Source organism: Nocardia sp. NPDC050413 (assembly GCF_040655475.1).
GTDB classification, from domain to species: Bacteria; Actinomycetota; Actinomycetes; order Mycobacteriales; family Mycobacteriaceae; genus Nocardia; species Nocardia coubleae.
Genome location: NZ_JBFAJZ010000012.1, coordinates 91,333 through 107,625 on the forward strand (window position 1 = coordinate 91,333; position 16,293 = coordinate 107,625).

General features: G+C 65.9%; 16 protein-coding genes, 1 tRNA gene and 1 pseudogene. 5 read left to right on the forward strand and 13 right to left on the reverse strand.

The annotated features are described in order from the left end of the window. Positions 1-93: 93 nt before the first annotated feature. From AB0I19_RS24335 to AB0I19_RS24365, 7 genes and pseudogenes are all read right to left on the reverse strand, one after another. Positions 94-789, reverse strand: coding sequence for an ABC transporter ATP-binding protein (locus tag AB0I19_RS24335; RefSeq protein WP_245655548.1), 696 nt, complete (start codon positions 787-789; stop codon positions 94-96). A gap of 147 nt (positions 790-936) precedes the next feature. After that, a pseudogene (locus AB0I19_RS24340) lies at positions 937-1,845 on the reverse strand (ABC transporter ATP-binding protein); the annotation flags it as partial. Positions 1,846-1,886: 41 nt separating this feature from the next. Then, on the reverse strand, positions 1,887-3,296 hold the full coding sequence (locus tag AB0I19_RS24345) for a branched-chain amino acid ABC transporter permease (RefSeq protein WP_357151434.1): 1,410 nt from the start codon (positions 3,294-3,296) through the stop codon (positions 1,887-1,889). Next, positions 3,293-4,330 (reverse strand): branched-chain amino acid ABC transporter permease, encoded by a 1,038-nt coding sequence (locus AB0I19_RS24350; protein ID WP_357151436.1) that lies wholly within the window; start codon positions 4,328-4,330, stop codon positions 3,293-3,295. The genes AB0I19_RS24345 and AB0I19_RS24350 overlap by 4 nt, the downstream gene beginning before the upstream one ends. A gap of 73 nt (positions 4,331-4,403) precedes the next feature. After that, positions 4,404-5,561, reverse strand: coding sequence for a branched-chain amino acid ABC transporter substrate-binding protein (locus tag AB0I19_RS24355; RefSeq protein WP_067498080.1), 1,158 nt, complete (start codon positions 5,559-5,561; stop codon positions 4,404-4,406). A gap of 275 nt (positions 5,562-5,836) precedes the next feature. Further along, positions 5,837-6,454, reverse strand: a complete 618-nt coding sequence (locus AB0I19_RS24360) for an ANTAR domain-containing response regulator (RefSeq protein WP_067498083.1) — start codon at positions 6,452-6,454, stop codon at positions 5,837-5,839. 166 nt (positions 6,455-6,620) lie between these two features. After that, a tRNA-Leu gene (locus AB0I19_RS24365) sits at positions 6,621-6,707 on the reverse strand. Positions 6,708-7,041: 334 nt separating this feature from the next. On the opposite strand from AB0I19_RS24365, the gene AB0I19_RS24370 reads away from it, so the two are divergent. Then, entirely contained in the window at positions 7,042-7,659 is a 618-nt protein-coding gene (locus AB0I19_RS24370; protein WP_067498086.1) for a protein tyrosine phosphatase, read from the forward strand. 89 nt (positions 7,660-7,748) lie between these two features. Beyond that, positions 7,749-8,153 carry a hypothetical protein gene (locus tag AB0I19_RS24375; RefSeq protein WP_357151438.1) on the forward strand — a complete coding sequence of 135 codons (405 nt, stop codon included), beginning with the start codon at positions 7,749-7,751 and terminating at the stop codon, positions 8,151-8,153. A gap of 10 nt (positions 8,154-8,163) precedes the next feature. Here AB0I19_RS24375 and AB0I19_RS24380 read toward each other — a convergent pair whose 3' ends face one another. The 6 genes from AB0I19_RS24380 to lgt form a co-directional block, all read right to left on the reverse strand. Then, a complete protein-coding gene (locus AB0I19_RS24380) occupies positions 8,164-9,045 on the reverse strand; it encodes an acyl-CoA thioesterase II (RefSeq protein ID WP_067498093.1) in 882 nt (293 codons plus the stop codon). A gap of 23 nt (positions 9,046-9,068) precedes the next feature. After that, complete coding sequence (gene pyk / locus AB0I19_RS24385; RefSeq protein ID WP_357151440.1) at positions 9,069-10,487, reverse strand: pyruvate kinase; 1,419 nt, start codon at positions 10,485-10,487, stop codon at positions 9,069-9,071. 91 nt (positions 10,488-10,578) lie between these two features. Continuing rightward, positions 10,579-11,250: an amino acid ABC transporter permease gene (locus AB0I19_RS24390; protein ID WP_067498099.1), complete on the reverse strand. Its 672-nt coding sequence runs from the start codon at positions 11,248-11,250 to the stop codon at positions 10,579-10,581. Between the two features lie 3 nt (positions 11,251-11,253). Continuing rightward, complete coding sequence (locus AB0I19_RS24395; RefSeq protein ID WP_357151442.1) at positions 11,254-12,012, reverse strand: amino acid ABC transporter substrate-binding protein; 759 nt, start codon at positions 12,010-12,012, stop codon at positions 11,254-11,256. Positions 12,013-12,171: 159 nt separating this feature from the next. Next, positions 12,172-12,693: an NINE protein gene (locus tag AB0I19_RS24400; RefSeq protein WP_357151444.1), complete on the reverse strand. Its 522-nt coding sequence runs from the start codon at positions 12,691-12,693 to the stop codon at positions 12,172-12,174. A 226-nt stretch (positions 12,694-12,919) separates the two neighbouring features. Next, positions 12,920-14,077, reverse strand: a complete 1,158-nt coding sequence (lgt, locus tag AB0I19_RS24405) for a prolipoprotein diacylglyceryl transferase (protein WP_357151446.1) — start codon at positions 14,075-14,077, stop codon at positions 12,920-12,922. A gap of 158 nt (positions 14,078-14,235) precedes the next feature. Here lgt and AB0I19_RS24410 point away from each other — a divergent pair, with 158 nt between their 5' ends. Genes AB0I19_RS24410 through AB0I19_RS24420 form a run of 3 tightly spaced genes read left to right on the forward strand, consistent with a single transcriptional unit; the run spans position 14,236 to position 16,210 of the window. Further along, positions 14,236-14,574: a WXG100 family type VII secretion target gene (locus AB0I19_RS24410; protein ID WP_357151448.1), complete on the forward strand. Its 339-nt coding sequence runs from the start codon at positions 14,236-14,238 to the stop codon at positions 14,572-14,574. After that, positions 14,574-14,876 (forward strand): WXG100 family type VII secretion target, encoded by a 303-nt coding sequence (locus AB0I19_RS24415; protein WP_357151565.1) that lies wholly within the window; start codon positions 14,574-14,576, stop codon positions 14,874-14,876. The genes AB0I19_RS24410 and AB0I19_RS24415 overlap by 1 nt, the downstream gene beginning before the upstream one ends. 5 nt (positions 14,877-14,881) lie before the next feature. Next, the gene (locus tag AB0I19_RS24420) at positions 14,882-16,210 is read left to right on the forward strand and encodes a hypothetical protein (RefSeq protein ID WP_357151450.1); all 1,329 of its coding nucleotides are present in this window, start codon (positions 14,882-14,884) and stop codon (positions 16,208-16,210) included. Positions 16,211-16,293: the final 83 nt, after the last annotated feature.

Here is a 16,293-nt window from a genome sequence, read left to right on the forward strand (position 1 = left end):
CACCCACCGACACTCCGGCTATTGGTGCGCGGGCGTGCTCGGAAAAAAGGCCGGGCACGCTGTGGCAGCGTGCCCGGCCTCCTCAGTACCCGATCAATCCACGCCCAGATACGCCGACATCACCGCCGGATCGGTCAGCAGATCGGCGCCCGCACCGGTCTTGGTCACCTCACCGGTTTCCAGGATGTAGGCCCGGTCGCTGCGCGTCAGCGCCTGCTGGGCGTTCTGCTCGACCAGCAGCACGGTCGTGCCCTGCCGGTTGATCTCACTGATGATCCGGAAGATCTGCTGGATCACCATCGGCGCAAGACCCATCGACGGCTCGTCGAGCAGCAGCAACTTGGGCCGCGCCATCAGCGCGCGTCCGATGGCCAGCATCTGCTGCTCACCACCGGAGAGCGTGCCACCCACCTGCTTGCGGCGCTCGGCCAGCCGGGGGAACAGCTCGAACACCCACTCGAGCGTCTTCTGATACTCCGCCTTGTCGTCGAAAGGCCTGCCGTAGCAACCCATATCGAGGTTCTCCAGCACCGTCATGCCGGGGAAGACCCCCCGACCCTCGGGTGCCTGGATGAGCCCCTCGACCACCCGGTCGTGGGCCTTCATCGTGGTGATGTCCTTGCCCTCGAACAGGATCCGGCCCGAGGTGAGCGGCAGCAGGCCCGACAGCGCCCGCATGGTCGTGGTCTTGCCCGCGCCGTTGGCGCCGAGCAACGTGACCAGCTCACCGGGCGCCACCGACAGCGAAATACCGTGCAGCGCTTCGATCCGACCGTAGTGCACCACCATGTCGCGCACTTCGAGCAGCGGTGCCTGCGCGGCGGGCTCGGCGGGTTCGTCCTTCTCGAGCACCGTGGTACTCGCCACGGTCGCCCCCGCCGCCGGAGTCGCGCCCTCCGCCGCGGCGGCATCGGCACCCTCTCGCACCTCGGCCACCGTATCCGCGTCGGGCACACCGAGATACGCCGCGATCACCGCCGGATCCTCACGCACCTGGGTCGGCAGCCCGTCGGCGATCTTGCGGCCGAACTCGAGCACCACGATGCGGTCGGTCACGCCCATCACCAGCCGCATATCGTGCTCGATGAGCAGCACGGTGTACCCGTCGTCGCGGATCTTGCGGATCAGGTCCATCAGCGCCGACTTCTCGCTGGGGTTGAATCCGGCGGCCGGCTCGTCCAGGCACAGCAGTTTCGGCTCGGTGGCCAGCGCTCGCGCGATCTCGAGCCTGCGCTGGTCGCCGTAGGACAGGTTGCGCGCCTTCTCCACCGCGCGCGGTGCGATACCGACGAATTCGAGCAGGGCCATGCCGCGCTCGATGGCGTCGCGTTCCTCGCGCCGGTGCTTGGCGGTGCGGAACACCGCGCCGGGCACCGAGGTGGTGTGGCGCGCGTCCGTGCCGACGACGACGTTCTCGAGTGCCGTCATCTCCCCGAACAGCCGCACGTTCTGGAAGGTGCGCGCGATCCCGAGCCGGGTGATCTCGTTGCGCTTGGTCTTGGCCAGCGGTTTGCCGTCGAAGTGCACGCTGCCCGCCGCCGGCTTGTACACACCGGTGATGGCGTTGAAGCAGGTGGTCTTGCCCGCGCCGTTGGGGCCGATGAGCCCGAGGATCTCGCCGCGGCGGATCTCGAAACTCACCCCGTCCAGAGCCGTCAGACCACCGAACTTCACCGTCAGCCCGTCGGTGCGCAACAGCGGCTCACCGACGGCGGTCTCGATCGCGCGGTGCGGTGCGACCACGTCGGCCACGGCCTCGGCGTCGCCCAGCTCCGGCATCACCGCGGTCACGTCGACCTCGCCCGCGGGCTCGACCTCCGGTGCCGCTTTGTACCCGGCGGCCATGTCCTCGTTGTCGTACAGCGCGTCGCCCGCGCCCGGCCCGGTCATCGCCTTGCTCCGATCAGTTCGGCCGGCTTGCGCACGGCCTGGTACACCTGTCTGCCGTAGGTGAGCAGTTTCTGCCGCACCGGGAACAGGCCCTGCGGTCGCAGAATCATCATCACCACCAGCGCGATGCCGAAGTAGAGGTACTTCAGGTCACCGAGGGACTGCGCGCCGCCCTGGCGGTGCAGCAGCACACTGCCGAGCAACAGCAGCCCGAGGATCACCGCGACCACCGCGCCGGTGGTCACCGCGCGCGTGGCCCACACCCCCAGCGTGTTGCCTCGCCGGCGCCACAGCAGCCACAGCCCGACCAGGACGGCGACATCGACCGCGAGCAGCAGATAACCGGTCGATTCGTTCGACACCAGCTGCACCGATTGCAGCCGAACCGGCAGGTAGGCGATGAGGAACGCGCCGACGATCACGCCGAGCTTGTTGCCCGATCCGCCGAGCACCACCGCGCACAGGAACAGCATCGACAAGATGATGTCGAACTGCTTGGGGTTGACGTAGGTGACCTGACCGGCGTACATCGCGCCCGACAGGCCGCCTACCGACGCACCGATCACGAACGCCCACAGCTTGAACTTGAACGTCGGCACGCCCATGATCTCGGCGGCGTCCTCGTCCTCGCGGATCGCGACCCAGGAGCGACCGACCCGGCTGCGCTCGAGGTTGCCGATCACCAGCAGCACGACCACGACCAGCGCCAGGCCGAGCCAGAACCACCAGGCGCCGTTGCTCGCCCTGGTGAACGGATTCCAGCTGTCGGGGTCACCGAGGTTGCCCGGGGAGAAGAATCCGCCCGGTTTGGTCTCCGACTCGCCGACTTCCGGATAGGAGATCTTGGACAACCCGAGGCTGCCGTTGGTGAGATCGCCGAGGTTGTCGGCCATCAGGCGCACGATCTCACCGAAGCCGAGCGTCACGATGGCCAGGTAGTCACCGCGCAACCGCAGGGTCGGCGCGCCGAGGATCAGGCCGGCCACCGCGGTGAGCGCCACCGCGAGCGGCAGGCACGCCACCCAGGCCCAGCCTGGTTCGAGCCAACCACCATCGGTCTGGTTCCACGGACTGTTCGGGCTGGTCAGCAGGCCGACGGTGTAGGCGCCGACGGCGTAGAAGCCGACGTAACCGAGGTCGAGCAGACCGGCCTGGCCGACCACCACGTTCAGGCCGATCGCGATCAGCGCGTACATGGCGAACTGCGCCATCACACCCGCGAAACTCGCGCCAGGCGTGTCGAGCAACGGCGGCGGGAACAGCGGAAGCAGCGCGAGCACGGCGATCACCGGGATGCCGACCGCCCACTGGCCGGGCCGCGAGAGCCCGTCCCACCAGCTGCGGATCGCGTCGCCGATGCCACGCTTGTCCTGTTGCGCCACTGTGGTTCTCGTCGTGTCGGTCATGCGCGTGCCCTCCCCAGACTCTCGCCGAGGATGCCGGTGGGCCGGAACATCAGCACGGTCACCAGCAGCACGAACGCGACCACGTCACGCCATTCGGTGCCGAACAGGATCTGCCCGTACTGCTCGGCGACGCCGAGGATCAACCCGCCCAGCAGTGCGCCGCGCAGGTTGCCGATGCCACCGAGGACCGCGGCGCTGAAAGCCTTGATACCGAGAATAAATCCGCCGGAGAAGATGATGCCGGTGGGAATGTAGAGCGTGTACAGCATGGCGGCCGCACCGGCCAGCAGACCGCCGATGAGGAAGGTCAGCATGATGACCCGCTCGCGCGAGACGCCCATCAGGGTCGCGGTGTCGGGATCCTGGGCCACCGCGCGGATGCCACGGCCGAACTTGGTCCGGTTGATGACGACCTCGGTGATGATCGCGAGCACGATCGCCGCCGCGAAGATCACGAGCGCCACGTTGGTCACCTGCGCGCCGAGGAAGGTGAACTGCACCTTCGGCTCGACCAGCCGGATGCCGGTCTGCGCGTTGGAACCGCCGAGACCCGGCTTGATCTTGGGCAGGATGTAGTGCACGAATTCCTGGATCACGAACGACATGCCGATCGCTGTGATGAGGAAGGCGAGTGGTTTGGCGCCTCGCCTGCGCAGTGGCCGGTAGGCGACGCGTTCCAGGCCGACGGCGGCGATGCCCGAGACCAGCATGCCGAACAGCATCGCCAGGCCGAGATAGGTGATCGTCAGGACGACACCCTGGGAATACACATTGCCGCTCGGGGCGAAGCCGAGCAGCTCCAACCCCACGTACGTACCGAACATACCGAGCATGAAGATCTCGGAGTGGGCGAAGTTGATCAGTCGCAGCACGCCGTAGACCAGCGTATAGCCGACGGCGACCAGCGCGTAGATCGAGCCGTAGGTGAGACCGTCGACCGTCAGTTTCCAGAACTGGTCGATCACCCCGGACACATTGAAATCGATGGACCCCTCGGCCAGCAGGATCACACCGAGCGATGCGGCTGATGTCATGGTTACTCTCGCGTCAGGCGAGCGGTGCGCGTGGCAACAGCTGCCACGCGCACCGCAACACGCTCAGATGGGACTACTTGACCTCGTACATCCAGATCTGGATGTTGGCCAATTCGCCGGTCTCGCCCCACTTGTACTCACGGGCCACACCGGTGCCGGTGTAGGTCCGGACGTACTCGACCAGGTCGGCGCGGGTCACCTTGCCGGAGTCGATGCCCTTGAGCAGGATCGTGGCCAGGTCGTAGCCTTCGACGGAGTAGACGCCGGGGGCCTGTCCGTTGAACGCGGTGTACTCGGCGGCGAACTTCTCCGGCGCCGGGCTGCACGGGCACGACAGCAGCGCGTCCTTGGACGACGAACCGGCCTGGCGCACGAACTCGGGATCATTGCTGCCGTCGGCGGAGACGAAGGTCGCGGTCACGCCACCGGAACGCAGCTGCTGCACGAACGGCGCGGCCTCGGCGTAGTACCCGGCGTAGAAGATGGCGTCGGGCTTGGCCGCCGACAGCTTGGAGACCGTCGCCGAGAAGTCCTTGTCGCCTTCCTTGACGTTGGCCGCGCAGGAGGGATCGGCGGCGCCGCCGGCCGCGGTGAGGAAGGCCTGCGCGAGACCGGCACCGTAGTCGGTGTTGTCCTGCACGACGCAGATCTTCTTGAAGCCCTTCTCCTTGGTGAGGTAGTTCGCCACGGCCGGGCCCTGCGAGTTGTCGTTGCCCAGGCCGCGGAAGAAGGTCTTCCAGCCGTTCTGGGTCAGCGTCGGGTTGGTGGCCGAGGCGGTCAGCGTCGGCATGCCCGCCTCGCTGAGGATCTGGCCGGTCGCCTTGGTCTCACCGGAGAAGGTCGGGCCGATCAGGCCGACGATGCTGGGATCGGCGACGATGGTCGGGATCTTCTGGCTGGCGTTCTGCGGCTTGCCCTCGGTGTCGAATTCCTTGACCGAGACCTGGCAATCCGGGTTCGCCTTGTTGTGCTTGTCCAGGGCGAGTTTGACGCCCATGGTGATGTTGATGCCGAGCGCGGCGTTGCCACCGGTCAGCGGTCCGGCCATCGCGATGCTCGTCGGCGCGCACTTGGCCTTGCCGTCACCGGCCGGGTCGGCGGCCGCGCCCGCATCGGTCTGGGCGACGGCCTTGCCCTCGGTATCGAGCTGCACGACGGGCTGGATGGAGAGGTCGGTGTTGCCGCCACCGCCGCCGTCGGACGACTTGTCACTACATCCGGACAACACCAACGACGCGGCAGCTCCGATTACCAGAACTCCTCGCGTCGAACGACTGCGCCATGTCGAACTGAGCACGTCTCACCTCTATGTCCTGTGCACCCCGGGGTCACCGAGGGGGCCGACCCACGTTCGACCCGGACAGAACATATCGCCGGTTTGTTAGACGCGCATCACATTCGCATCATGTCGGATGCTTCTTGTGCCGTCGTAGTTCACGTTATTGTTTCGCTTACGTAAAGTTTTTCCGGTTTCCTGGGCGCACACCGGAGCTTTACGGTTCGGCGTCACTGCGGGGTGAGGTTCTCCAGCACGACTTCGGCCACCGCCTTCATGGTGGTGCGCCGATCCATCGCCGTGCGCTGAATCCATTTGAACGCCTGGGGTTCGGTCAAACCCTGGGTCTGCATGAGCACGCCCTTGGCGCGCTCGACCAGTTTGCGGGTCTCGAGCCGATCGGACAGATTCGCGACTTCTGTTTCCAGCGCGGAGATTTCGTGAAAGCGGCTGGCCGCGAGTTCGATCGCGGGCACCAGATCCGACTTGGTGAACGGCTTCACCAGATAGGCCATCGCGCCGGCGTCACGCGCCCGCTCGACCAGGTCGCGCTGACTGAACGCGGTCAGGATCACCACGGGCGCAACACGTTTCGTCGCGATCTCGGCGGCGGCATCGATGCCGTCGCGGCGCGGCATCTTCACGTCCATGATCACCAGATCGGGGCGCAGCTGCTCGGCCAGCTCGACGGCCTGCTGACCGTCGCCGGCCTCGCCGACGACGTCGTAGCCCTCTTCTTTGAGCATTTCCACGAGGTCCATGCGGATGAGGGCCTCGTCCTCGGCCACGACAACGCGCTTGGCCACCACGTCACCCGCGGCGCCAGCGCCTGCTGCATTCGTGCTCATAGGTTCGACCCCTCTGGATTCCGACTGCCGATGTCGAGAGTACCTATCGCGTCCACTTCCGAATGCGTGGAGCTGCCGGAACCGCGGGTGACACGTGTGCGAGGTCATCGCGTGCCCCGCGACAGATACTCCCCCGCGGAGCGCGGCCGATGCCGCGCTTCCGCCGTGGTGCCGAGTGTGGGACTCGAACCCACACGTCCTTTCGGACAACGGTTTTTGAGACCGTCGCGTCTGCCAGTTCCGCCAACCCGGCGCACCGCGGTCACTATAGCGTCCCGGCACGCCCGGAAGCGAACCGGGCCCAGCCCACGGTCGACCCCCGGCCCGCCGCGCGGGTTCGCGGCAATGACCGGTCGATCGGAATTTATTTCCGAATCGAATTATCACGGTCCGGAACCAGTGATGATCGACACATCTGGAACGAAGGTTTACCACCCCGATCACACGGGTATCACGGTCACACACAACGGATTTCGCGCCGCGATGAATGTACGGAATTCAACCGAAAGGTGAATAAATAGCAGCACGCTTGTGATGGTTACAATTCTGGCCTACTGCACGACAATGACCGGGATTACGGTATCGGTATGCACGTGCTGTTCGTCTGCAACTCCAATGTCTGCCGCTCGGTGATCGCCGAACGGCTCACCCGGGCATTCGCGGCGCACAACGGACTGCCAGGCCTCACCGCCGAAAGCGCGGGAACCCGTGCCCTCGTCGGTTTTCCGGCCGAACCGCTCGCGGCGGAGACGATCGCCGGGCTCGGTGGCGACACCACCGGATTCAAGGCCCGCAAACTCAAGCCCGAAATGGTCGATCGCGCCGATCTGGTGCTCACCATGACCGAGGCATTACGTGACCAGGTGGCCGAACTGGCCTTCGGCGCCGCGCCGCGCACGTTCACCCTCATCGAGGCGCACCGCATCGCCAAGGTCACCGGCGCGAAATCCATTGCGGCACTGCACCGCGCCCGCAACGACCTCGCCTATGTGGGCCGGGAGAACATCGCCGACCCGATCGGACTGTCCGCCGAGGCATTCGTCGAGGTCGGCGACCGCATCGCCGAGGTGCTCTTCCCCCTACTGAGCGCGCTCGCACCGCACGAGCAGACCAAACTCAGCGAGGACGAACGACCGGGACTGGTGATCGAGCCCGGCGGTGCGCGCCCGCTCGCGGCCTTCCTCGCCGCGCAACGCAGGAGATGAAGGTCTGTTCGCGAGAGCGGACACCGATTACACTTCGGCGCGGACGTGGAAGTTTCCCATGCTGGTTCGACACACGACAGGACTCGGACATGCCGAAACGCATTTCGGATGTTTCTCTCCATGTGTATGTGACCCCGGACGTCCTCGACCGCATCGTCGCCGATATCCGAGGCGTCCTCGCCGACCACATCCAGGACCGCGACGTCTTCGCCTGGCGCTTCACCCTCCCGGTCGACGCCACCGACACCGTCCACCAGGACCTCGAAAACCAGTGGCGCGCAAGCCATCCCGGGCACCAGCCGGAGACCGAGGCGACCTTCGAGATCGCGCTGAGCCTGGTCGGTGAACCCACCGACCTCAGCGACGACGACATCGCCGACCTCGAATCCGGGCTGGCACTCGCCGTGTACGGCGCGGACCAGACGGTGCCGTTCACGCTGCGCGCTCATCAGCGCAGCGACGTCGAGTTCGAACCCGACGTCGAGCGCCTCTGAAATATCTGCCTCAGCGCGCCGGGAAGTGGCGGATGACGCCCTCTTGCACCGTGGTGGCGAGCAATTCGCCACTGCGCGAATAGAACCGGCCCGTCGCCAGTCCGCGCGAACCCGCCGCCACCGGCGACTCGGTGGCGTACAGCGACCAGTCGTCGAACCGGAACGGGCGATGGAACCAGATCGAATGATTCACCGTCGCCGCGAGAATCCGGTCCAGCCCCCACGACAAACCGTGCGTGGTGATGATCGAATCGAGCACCGTGGTGTCCGACGAATAGCCGAGCGCCGCCACGTGCAGCAGCGGATCGTCGGGCAGGGAACCGTCGGTGCGCATCCACACCCGGTTGTGGTTGAGCTTGGCGCCGGTGCCCTTGAGAATCCACGCCGGATCGTTGGTGTAGCGCATATCGATCGGGTGCGGGGCGTTGATGAACATCTCGAGCTTGTCCTCGAACCCCGCGAAATGCTCCTCGATCCGGGGTAACGACTCCGGATCGGGCACCACGGGCGCGTCGTGGGCGTGCTCGAGACCCTTGCCCCAGTCCTGGAACGCGGCCAGCATGACGAACAGCTCCTGGCCGTCCTGGCTGGCGGTCACCGTCCGGTTGGCCAGCGCGCGCCCGTCGCGATGCCGCTGCACGTGGTACTCGATCGGCTTCTTCACGTCGCCGCCGCGCACGAAATGCGCGTTGATCGCGTGCAGCGGGCGATCACCCGCGGTACGTCCCGCGGCGACGATCGCCTGGGAGACGAGCTGACCACCGAAGGTGCGGCTCCACACCTTCTCCGGATGGTTGCCCAGGTAGACGTCTTCGCTGATCTGCTCCAGGTCGAGCAGGTCGAGCAGCACCCGCAGGTCGGATGTCGGCTCGCCGGGCCCGATGTCGATCATCTCGTCTACCGAACTACTCACTGCTAATGGTCCTCTTCGCCGATGCGGTGCACGTGGATCAGGTTGGTGGAACCGACGGTACCCGGCGGGGAGCCTGCCACGATGACGACCAGGTCGCCCTTGCGGTACCGATCCAGCGACAGCAACGCCTGATCCACCTGGTGGATCATCGCATCCGTGCTGTCGACCATGGGCACGATGAAGGTTTCGGTGCCCCAGGTGAGCGTCAGCTGACTGCGCACCTCCGGCAGCGGGGTGAACGCGAGCAGCGGCAGCGGGGTGTGCAGGCGGGCCAGGCGGCGCACGGTGTCACCGGACTGGGTGAACGCGACGAGGGCGCGGGCGTTGAGGCGCTCACCGATGTCGCGCGCGGCGTAGGAGATCACGCCGCGCTTGGTGCGCGGGACGTGGGTCAGCGGTGGCACCCGCGACGTCTCGGACTCCACGGCGGTGACGATGCGGGCCATGGTGCGCACCGCGTCGATCGGCCAGGCGCCGACCGAGGTCTCCCCCGACAGCATCACCGCGTCGGCGCCGTCGAGCACCGCGTTCGCGACGTCGGATGCCTCCGCGCGGGTGGGGCGGGAGTTCTCGATCATCGATTCGAGCATCTGGGTAGCGACGATGACCGGCTTGGCGTTCTCGCGCGCCATCTGGATCGCGCGCTTCTGCACCAGCGGCACCTGCTCGAGCGGCAACTCGACACCGAGGTCACCGCGCGCGACCATCACCGCGTCGAAGGCGAGCACGATGGCCTCGAGGTTCTCGATCGCCTCCGGCTTCTCCAGCTTGGCGATCACCGGCACCCGGCGCCCGACCCGGTCCATGATCTCGTGTACGAGTTCGATATCGGACGGCGAGCGCACGAACGACAGGGCGATGAAGTCGACGCCGAGCTTCAGCGCGAACTCGAGGTCTTCGACGTCCTTGCCGGACAGCGCGGGCACCGACACGTTCATGCCGGGCAGCGACAGGCCCTTGTTGTTGCTCACCGGGCCACCCTCGGTGACCCGGCACACCACGTCGTTGCCCTCGACGGCCTCGACGGTGAGCCCGACCTTGCCGTCGTCGACGAGCAGGCGGTCACCGGCCTTGGCGTCCTGGGCGAGTTCCTTGTAGGTGGTCGACACCCGGTCGTGGGAGCCGTCGACGTCGTCCACGGTGATCCGCACCTGCTCACCGGTCGCCCAGTGGGTCTTGCCCTCGGTGAAGCGGCCGAGACGGATCTTGGGGCCCTGCAGATCGGCGAGGATGCCGACCGCGCGACCGGTCTCGTCGGAGGCCGCGCGGACCATCTTGTAGTTGTCGGCGTGGTCGGCGTGCTCGCCGTGGCTGAAGTTCAGCCGGGCTACATCCATGCCGCTTTCGACGAGCTCACGAATTCGGTCCTGGGAGGCAGTGGCCGGCCCGAGGGTGCACACAATCTTCGTTCGTCGCATCACGCCCCTCAGCCTAGTACTCGGGGAGCGCCCAGTCTTTTCGCCTGCCGCGTCGCACCCCGAGTTCCCTTCGTGTTCACCGAAAGAGCTCTGGCTACCGAACAGCGACGTGGCGCGAGAGCCGGGTTTCCAGGCGGGTCTGGGCGAAGCCGAGGACCAGGCAGATGGCCCAGTAGTAGAGGGCAGCGACGCCGTAGAGGGCGAAGAAGTCGAAGGTGGGGGCGGCGGCGAGCTGGGCGGTGCGCAGCAGTTCGGTGACCAGGATGGTCGAAGCCAGTGAGGTGTCCTTCACCAGCGAGATCAAGGTGTTGGACAGCGGGGGAACCGCGATCCGGGCGGCCTGCGGGAACACGACGTACCACAGTGTTCGCACATACGTCATGCCCAGCGATTCGGACGCCTCCCACTGACCGTGGGCCACGCTCATGATCGAGGAGCGAACCACCTCGGCGGCGTACCCGCCCACATTCAGGCTGAACGCGATCACCGCCGCCGGGAACGGATCGATGACGACGCCGAACTGTGGCAGCGCGTAGAACACGATGAACAGCTGAACCAGCAGCGGGGTGCCGCGAATGATCGAGATGTAGAAGCGGGCGGGCCACGACAGCACCCGCCGCGCCGACATCCTGGCCAGCGCGACACCCACCGCGATGGCCAGACCGATGACGAAGCTGATCGCGGTGAGCGGCAACGTCATCGTGACCGTCGCCTCGAGCATCGGCCACAGGTTGCGCCGGATCAGCTCCCAGGTCGCCTGATCCATCCGCTACTTGCTGACGTCGGTGCCGAAGTACTTGTCCGACAGGCGGGCCAGGGTGCCGTCGGCGGCCAGCTCGGCGAGCGCGCGGTCGACATCGGCGACCAGCGCGGCGTCGTCCTTGCGTCCGGCGAAGGCCTGCTTGCTGACCTCGCCGGTCTTGGCGGCGATCTTGATACCGGTGTCAGCGGTCTTCTTGGTGTACTCACCCACCGCGAGAGTGTCGTTGACGGTGGCGTCGACGCGACCCGCCTTCAGCAGCTGCACCGCCTGCACGAAGCCCTCGACCGCCTCGACCTTCGCACCCGCGTCCTTGGCGACCTGGCTCCAGTTGCTGGTGGCCGACTGCGCGGTGGTCTTGCCCGCGAGCGAGGCCAGGCCGGTGATGTCGGTGTTGTCGGCGCGCGTGACGATCACGCCCTCGGAGGTGGTGTACGGCTGCGACAGCGAGTACTTCGCGGTGCGCTCGGGGTTGATCGTCACCTGATTGGCGACCAGGTCGAAACGCTTGGATTCCAGTCCGGCGAAGATCGAGTCCCACGGTGTCTGCACGAATTCGACCCGCTTGCCGAGCTTCTCGCCGACCGCGCGGGCGACCTCGACGTCGTATCCGGTGAGCTCGCCGTTCTCCTGGTAGCTGAACGGCGCGTAGGTGCCCTCGGTGCCCACCTTCAGCACATTCGGGTCGGACGCGGACGAGCAGGCCGACAGACCCGTCGCCGCGACGACGGCGAGTACGACGGCGGCAAGAACTTTGCGCACGGACATCCCTTTCTCCGCTGCGCGCCGGAACACGCGCAGGCCAAGCGACGCTACGGCGCCGCGCACGACCGACACAGAGTATCGCTCATCGCGATCGGAATGGGACCGGGGAAACACGACGGGTGCCCTGCCGAGGCAGGACACCCGTCGGCGACGCGTGCCGGCTCAGTCGCGCAGCGGGCGGCCCTGCGCGTCGGGCACCTTGCCGGTGAGCATCATGATGCCGTCGATCAGCGGCCAGATGGCGCCGATACCGCAGGTCAGCCAGACCACCGCGATCTGGGCGATGCCGAGACCGGTGTAGCCGAGGTAGAAGCGGCCGACACCGAAGCTACCGAGGAAGATCTCGAGCAGACCGGCCATCAGCTTCTGCTTGTCCGAGAACGGAACCCCGTACATGTCCCGGCCGTAGGGGGCCTCCGGGTCGGCCGGGTTGTACCCCTGCGGCATGCCGTACGGCTGCGGCTGGCCGTAGCCGGGCTGCTGCTGGGCGTACGGGTCGGCGGGCTGACCGTACTGCGGCTGCGGCGCGCCGTACTGCGGCTGGCCGTAACCGGGCTGCTGGGCGTACGGGTCCGACGGCTGCTGGCCGTAGGCCGGCTGACCGTACTGCTGGTGCGCGCCCGAATCGGGCTGCTTGCTCAGATCAGGGCCGTATTGCGGATTGGGGTTGTAGGGGTCGGTCACTCATGTCCTCCATCATTCGTGCGGGTACCCGTCGTGGCCCCCGGCCATGTGGTGATCGGCCGAACGGCGGTGCGCCCGCGACGATCACGGTCATTGTGGCCGGTACCACCGGCCGTTGTCTTCTCGGGTGCCTCGTCGTCACGAGCACGCAGCACTCACGGGAATATCGCGACGGGTGTTCGTCGTGTTGACGAACACCCGTCGATCAGTTCGGTTCCGCGAGGGATCAGGCCTTCTTCGCGTCCGATTTCGTCGGCTCGCCTGCCTCGTCGACCTCGGTGGCGGACTCTTCCCCGGTGGCGCCCGCCTCGTCGGCCTCGGTGGCGGACTCTTCCCCGGTGGCGGCCGCGTCTGCGGCCGGTTCGGTGGTGGTCACGGCCGAATCATTGTCTCGCGCTCCGGAATCCGACTTTTTCGCGAGGTCGACCTGTCCGCCGTCGGCATTCTCGGCCGCACCGAGCGCACGCAGCTTCGACAGCTGCCACGGCCACGGGCGCGGCGCCGCGCCGGGCTGCAGCAGGGCCGGGTCCTCGCGGCCCTTGGTCGCCAGCGCGAAGTAGGCCATGGCGCCGAGGAAGACGAGCGCGGAGGTGAACGAGTTGACCCGGATGCCGAGCACGTGGGTCGCCTCGTCGCTGCGCATCAGCTCGACGAAGAACCGGCCGAAGCTGTATCCGGCGACGTAGAGCGCGAACAGGCGGCCGTGCCCGATCCGGTACCGCTTGTCGATCTGCACGAGCAGCACTACGACGAGCACGTTCCAGATCATCTCGTAGAGGAACGTCGGGTGGACCACCTCGAGCACCTGCCCGGTGGACACCCCGTTCATCATGTCGCGCGCGCCCGTCTCGGTGTCGTAGCGGGCGTAGATCTCGAGACCCCACGGCACCTCGGTGGTGCGACCGTAGAGCTCCTGGTTGAAGTAGTTGCCGAGCCGGCCGATCGCCTGGGCGAGCAGCACCGCCGGGGCGATGGCGTCACCGAGCGCCGGCAGCGGGATCTTGTAGATGCGGCAGGCGATCCAGGCACCGATGCCACCGAAGAACACCGCACCCCAGATGCCGAGCCCGCCCTGCCAGATGTAGAGCGCCTCGACAGGGTTCTTGTCCGGACCGAAGTATTTGTGCCAGTCGGTGGCCACGTGATAGATCCGGCCGCCGACCAGCCCGAACGGCACCGCGAACATGGCCACATCGAGCACCGCCCCGGCCTGCCCACCACGCTGCTGCCACCGGCGTTCACCCCACCAGATGGCCACGATGATGCCGAGGATGATGCACAGCGCGTAAGCCCGCAACGGGAATGGTCCGAGCTGCCACACACCCTGCGGCGGACTCGGAATATAGGCCAGGACTGAGTTCACGGCCACCACGTTACAGCGCATCCGCAACTCAGATGGTCCCCGGACACCCGCCCTTCTCGGGCATCCTGTCGAAGACCTCGGACGGCGGATCCCGCCATCCGATCTGGGTTGAAGCCGCCTGTTGCAGCCACGCACTGCCGTGTCTAGGCTGGCGCCGTCGGCTCGAGAATGGGGGACCCGTGGCGGGTGAAAACGACATGCCTGGAACGGTTTTCGCGATGGTTCCAGCCGAGGTTACCGATGCCGGTGTCTATATCCAGCAGGTCGCGGAGTCCCTGATCAACGGACTCGGCACGCTTGACCGCGAGGTATCGACTGCCCTGGACAATTGGAGCGGTGCGGCGGCAGACGCATTCGGCGACGGCTGGACTGAAACCAAGAAGGGCGCCGCAGACGTACTGAATGCCCTCGCGACCATGGGCGAACTGCTGGGCGTTGTCAGCAAAGCCGTTGTCAACCAGGACGTCTCCAACTCCAGCGCTCTGAGTTCGCTCGACTTACCACAATTGAACATGTGATGGCCGACGATTCCCGCGACTTCACATTCGATATCGATGAGTTGGACCAGCTCATCAGCCGCGCCAATGGATTCATCGGCTTCCTCACCGATAGCCTCGACGGCATCAACAACCGAGTCGCCGCCATCCAGCAGAACTGGCAGGGAGCGGCTGCCGACGCTCAAGAGGAAGCCTACCGAGAATGGGCTACCGGGGCTGCCACGGTAATCGAAGGACTCACTCAGATGCACAACGCCGCCGTCACAGCCCGCGACGCCTACAGCGCAGCACAAGAAATCAATCTGAGAATGAGCGGTGGCTGACTTCCTTGGCTGCAATCTCGCCACAGACCTATGACAGCGCAGCCAAAGCGTGCTACGACCTGTCGACAAAATTCCAAACTGTCTACGAAACGCCGCAGACCGTACTGTTGGAAACAAGCGCGATGGCCGGCGGCTACGACGCGGTCAAGACCTGGTCACAAGCGTACGACTCCCGTGCCGCCGCGTTGACAATGGTCGCGACAAACTTCGCGCGGGCTCTACAACGCTTCGGGGATGTACTGACCGCGTCCAGCTACAACTGGAAGACCGGGGAACACACCGCCAACCGCGACCCCAACAAAGGCGACCCACCGTCCAAGCCCACGGGCATCCCGTCCGAGCTACCCTACGGCACAGGCGCGGTAATCGGCATCGCCTCCTCTGGGGCCTACACCAACGGACTTCAGACAAACTGGACCGAACTACAGGAGAAGGTGACCACCCTCGTCACGGGCGGCCAGGTTCCCGACGGAGACACCGACAAACTCGCCCGTGTCGCAAAAATGTGGAAGACCTTCGCCAACTCGGATCCTCTCGAATACGGCGTGGGACAACTGCTGACCGTCGCCGACGGACTGGACCAAGGCTTCGGCGACAAGGTTCCTAAGGACATCCCGAACCACACAGCAAACCTTCGAAAACTCGCGCACAGCCTCCGCGAGATCCGCACCGCCGCCCGCGACATCGCGAACGCGGTCGAGGCCCACAACGTGGCCCTGACGAAAATGCGCGCGGACATGAACACCCAGTTCGCGGCGGTTGTCACCGTCGCCGCCATATCGATCGGGCGGTCGACTGTGAATGTCAATGAGCCAGCGACGAAGGGGAAGACACCGAGCAAACAGCAGTCACCCGGCGACGACAAGGTTCAGGTCGAGATCGACTTCCTGGACGACGCCGCGAGAGCCATTGCCGATCCCGCCAACTTCTTCCTCACCACACTCAGCACCCTCACCTTCACCACGGCTGAGGTGACAAATGGTGATCTGCTGACCATCGTCGGGCTGGAGATTCTGCTAACCTCCGATGACGGCGCACTCGGCGGGGACGACCCTGTCACCAAGGAAATCGCAACAAAGATCGCCGAACACGCGAACGGGCGCGCACAACAAGGCGACGGTACTCATTACGTCGCGGGCGTTCCAGCTACGAGCTTGGCGGAGTACGTACGCAAGGTTCTCGACGGCGAAATTGCGACCGAGCAGAGATATCTCAGCAATGGCCGGACCGCCTATTGGGACGATAGCAAAAAGGCATTGGTGATCGAGGACCCGCCCGCCGGTACGGTGTTCACGCCGGCGAACGGCAAAGAAACGTTCGAGGATCTCGAATGAAGTCAGAGAGGACATCAGTCAGTTGCACGCCAGTCCGGGATTCGTTATCGATGCGCCTACATTCAAGATCATCCGACAAGTTA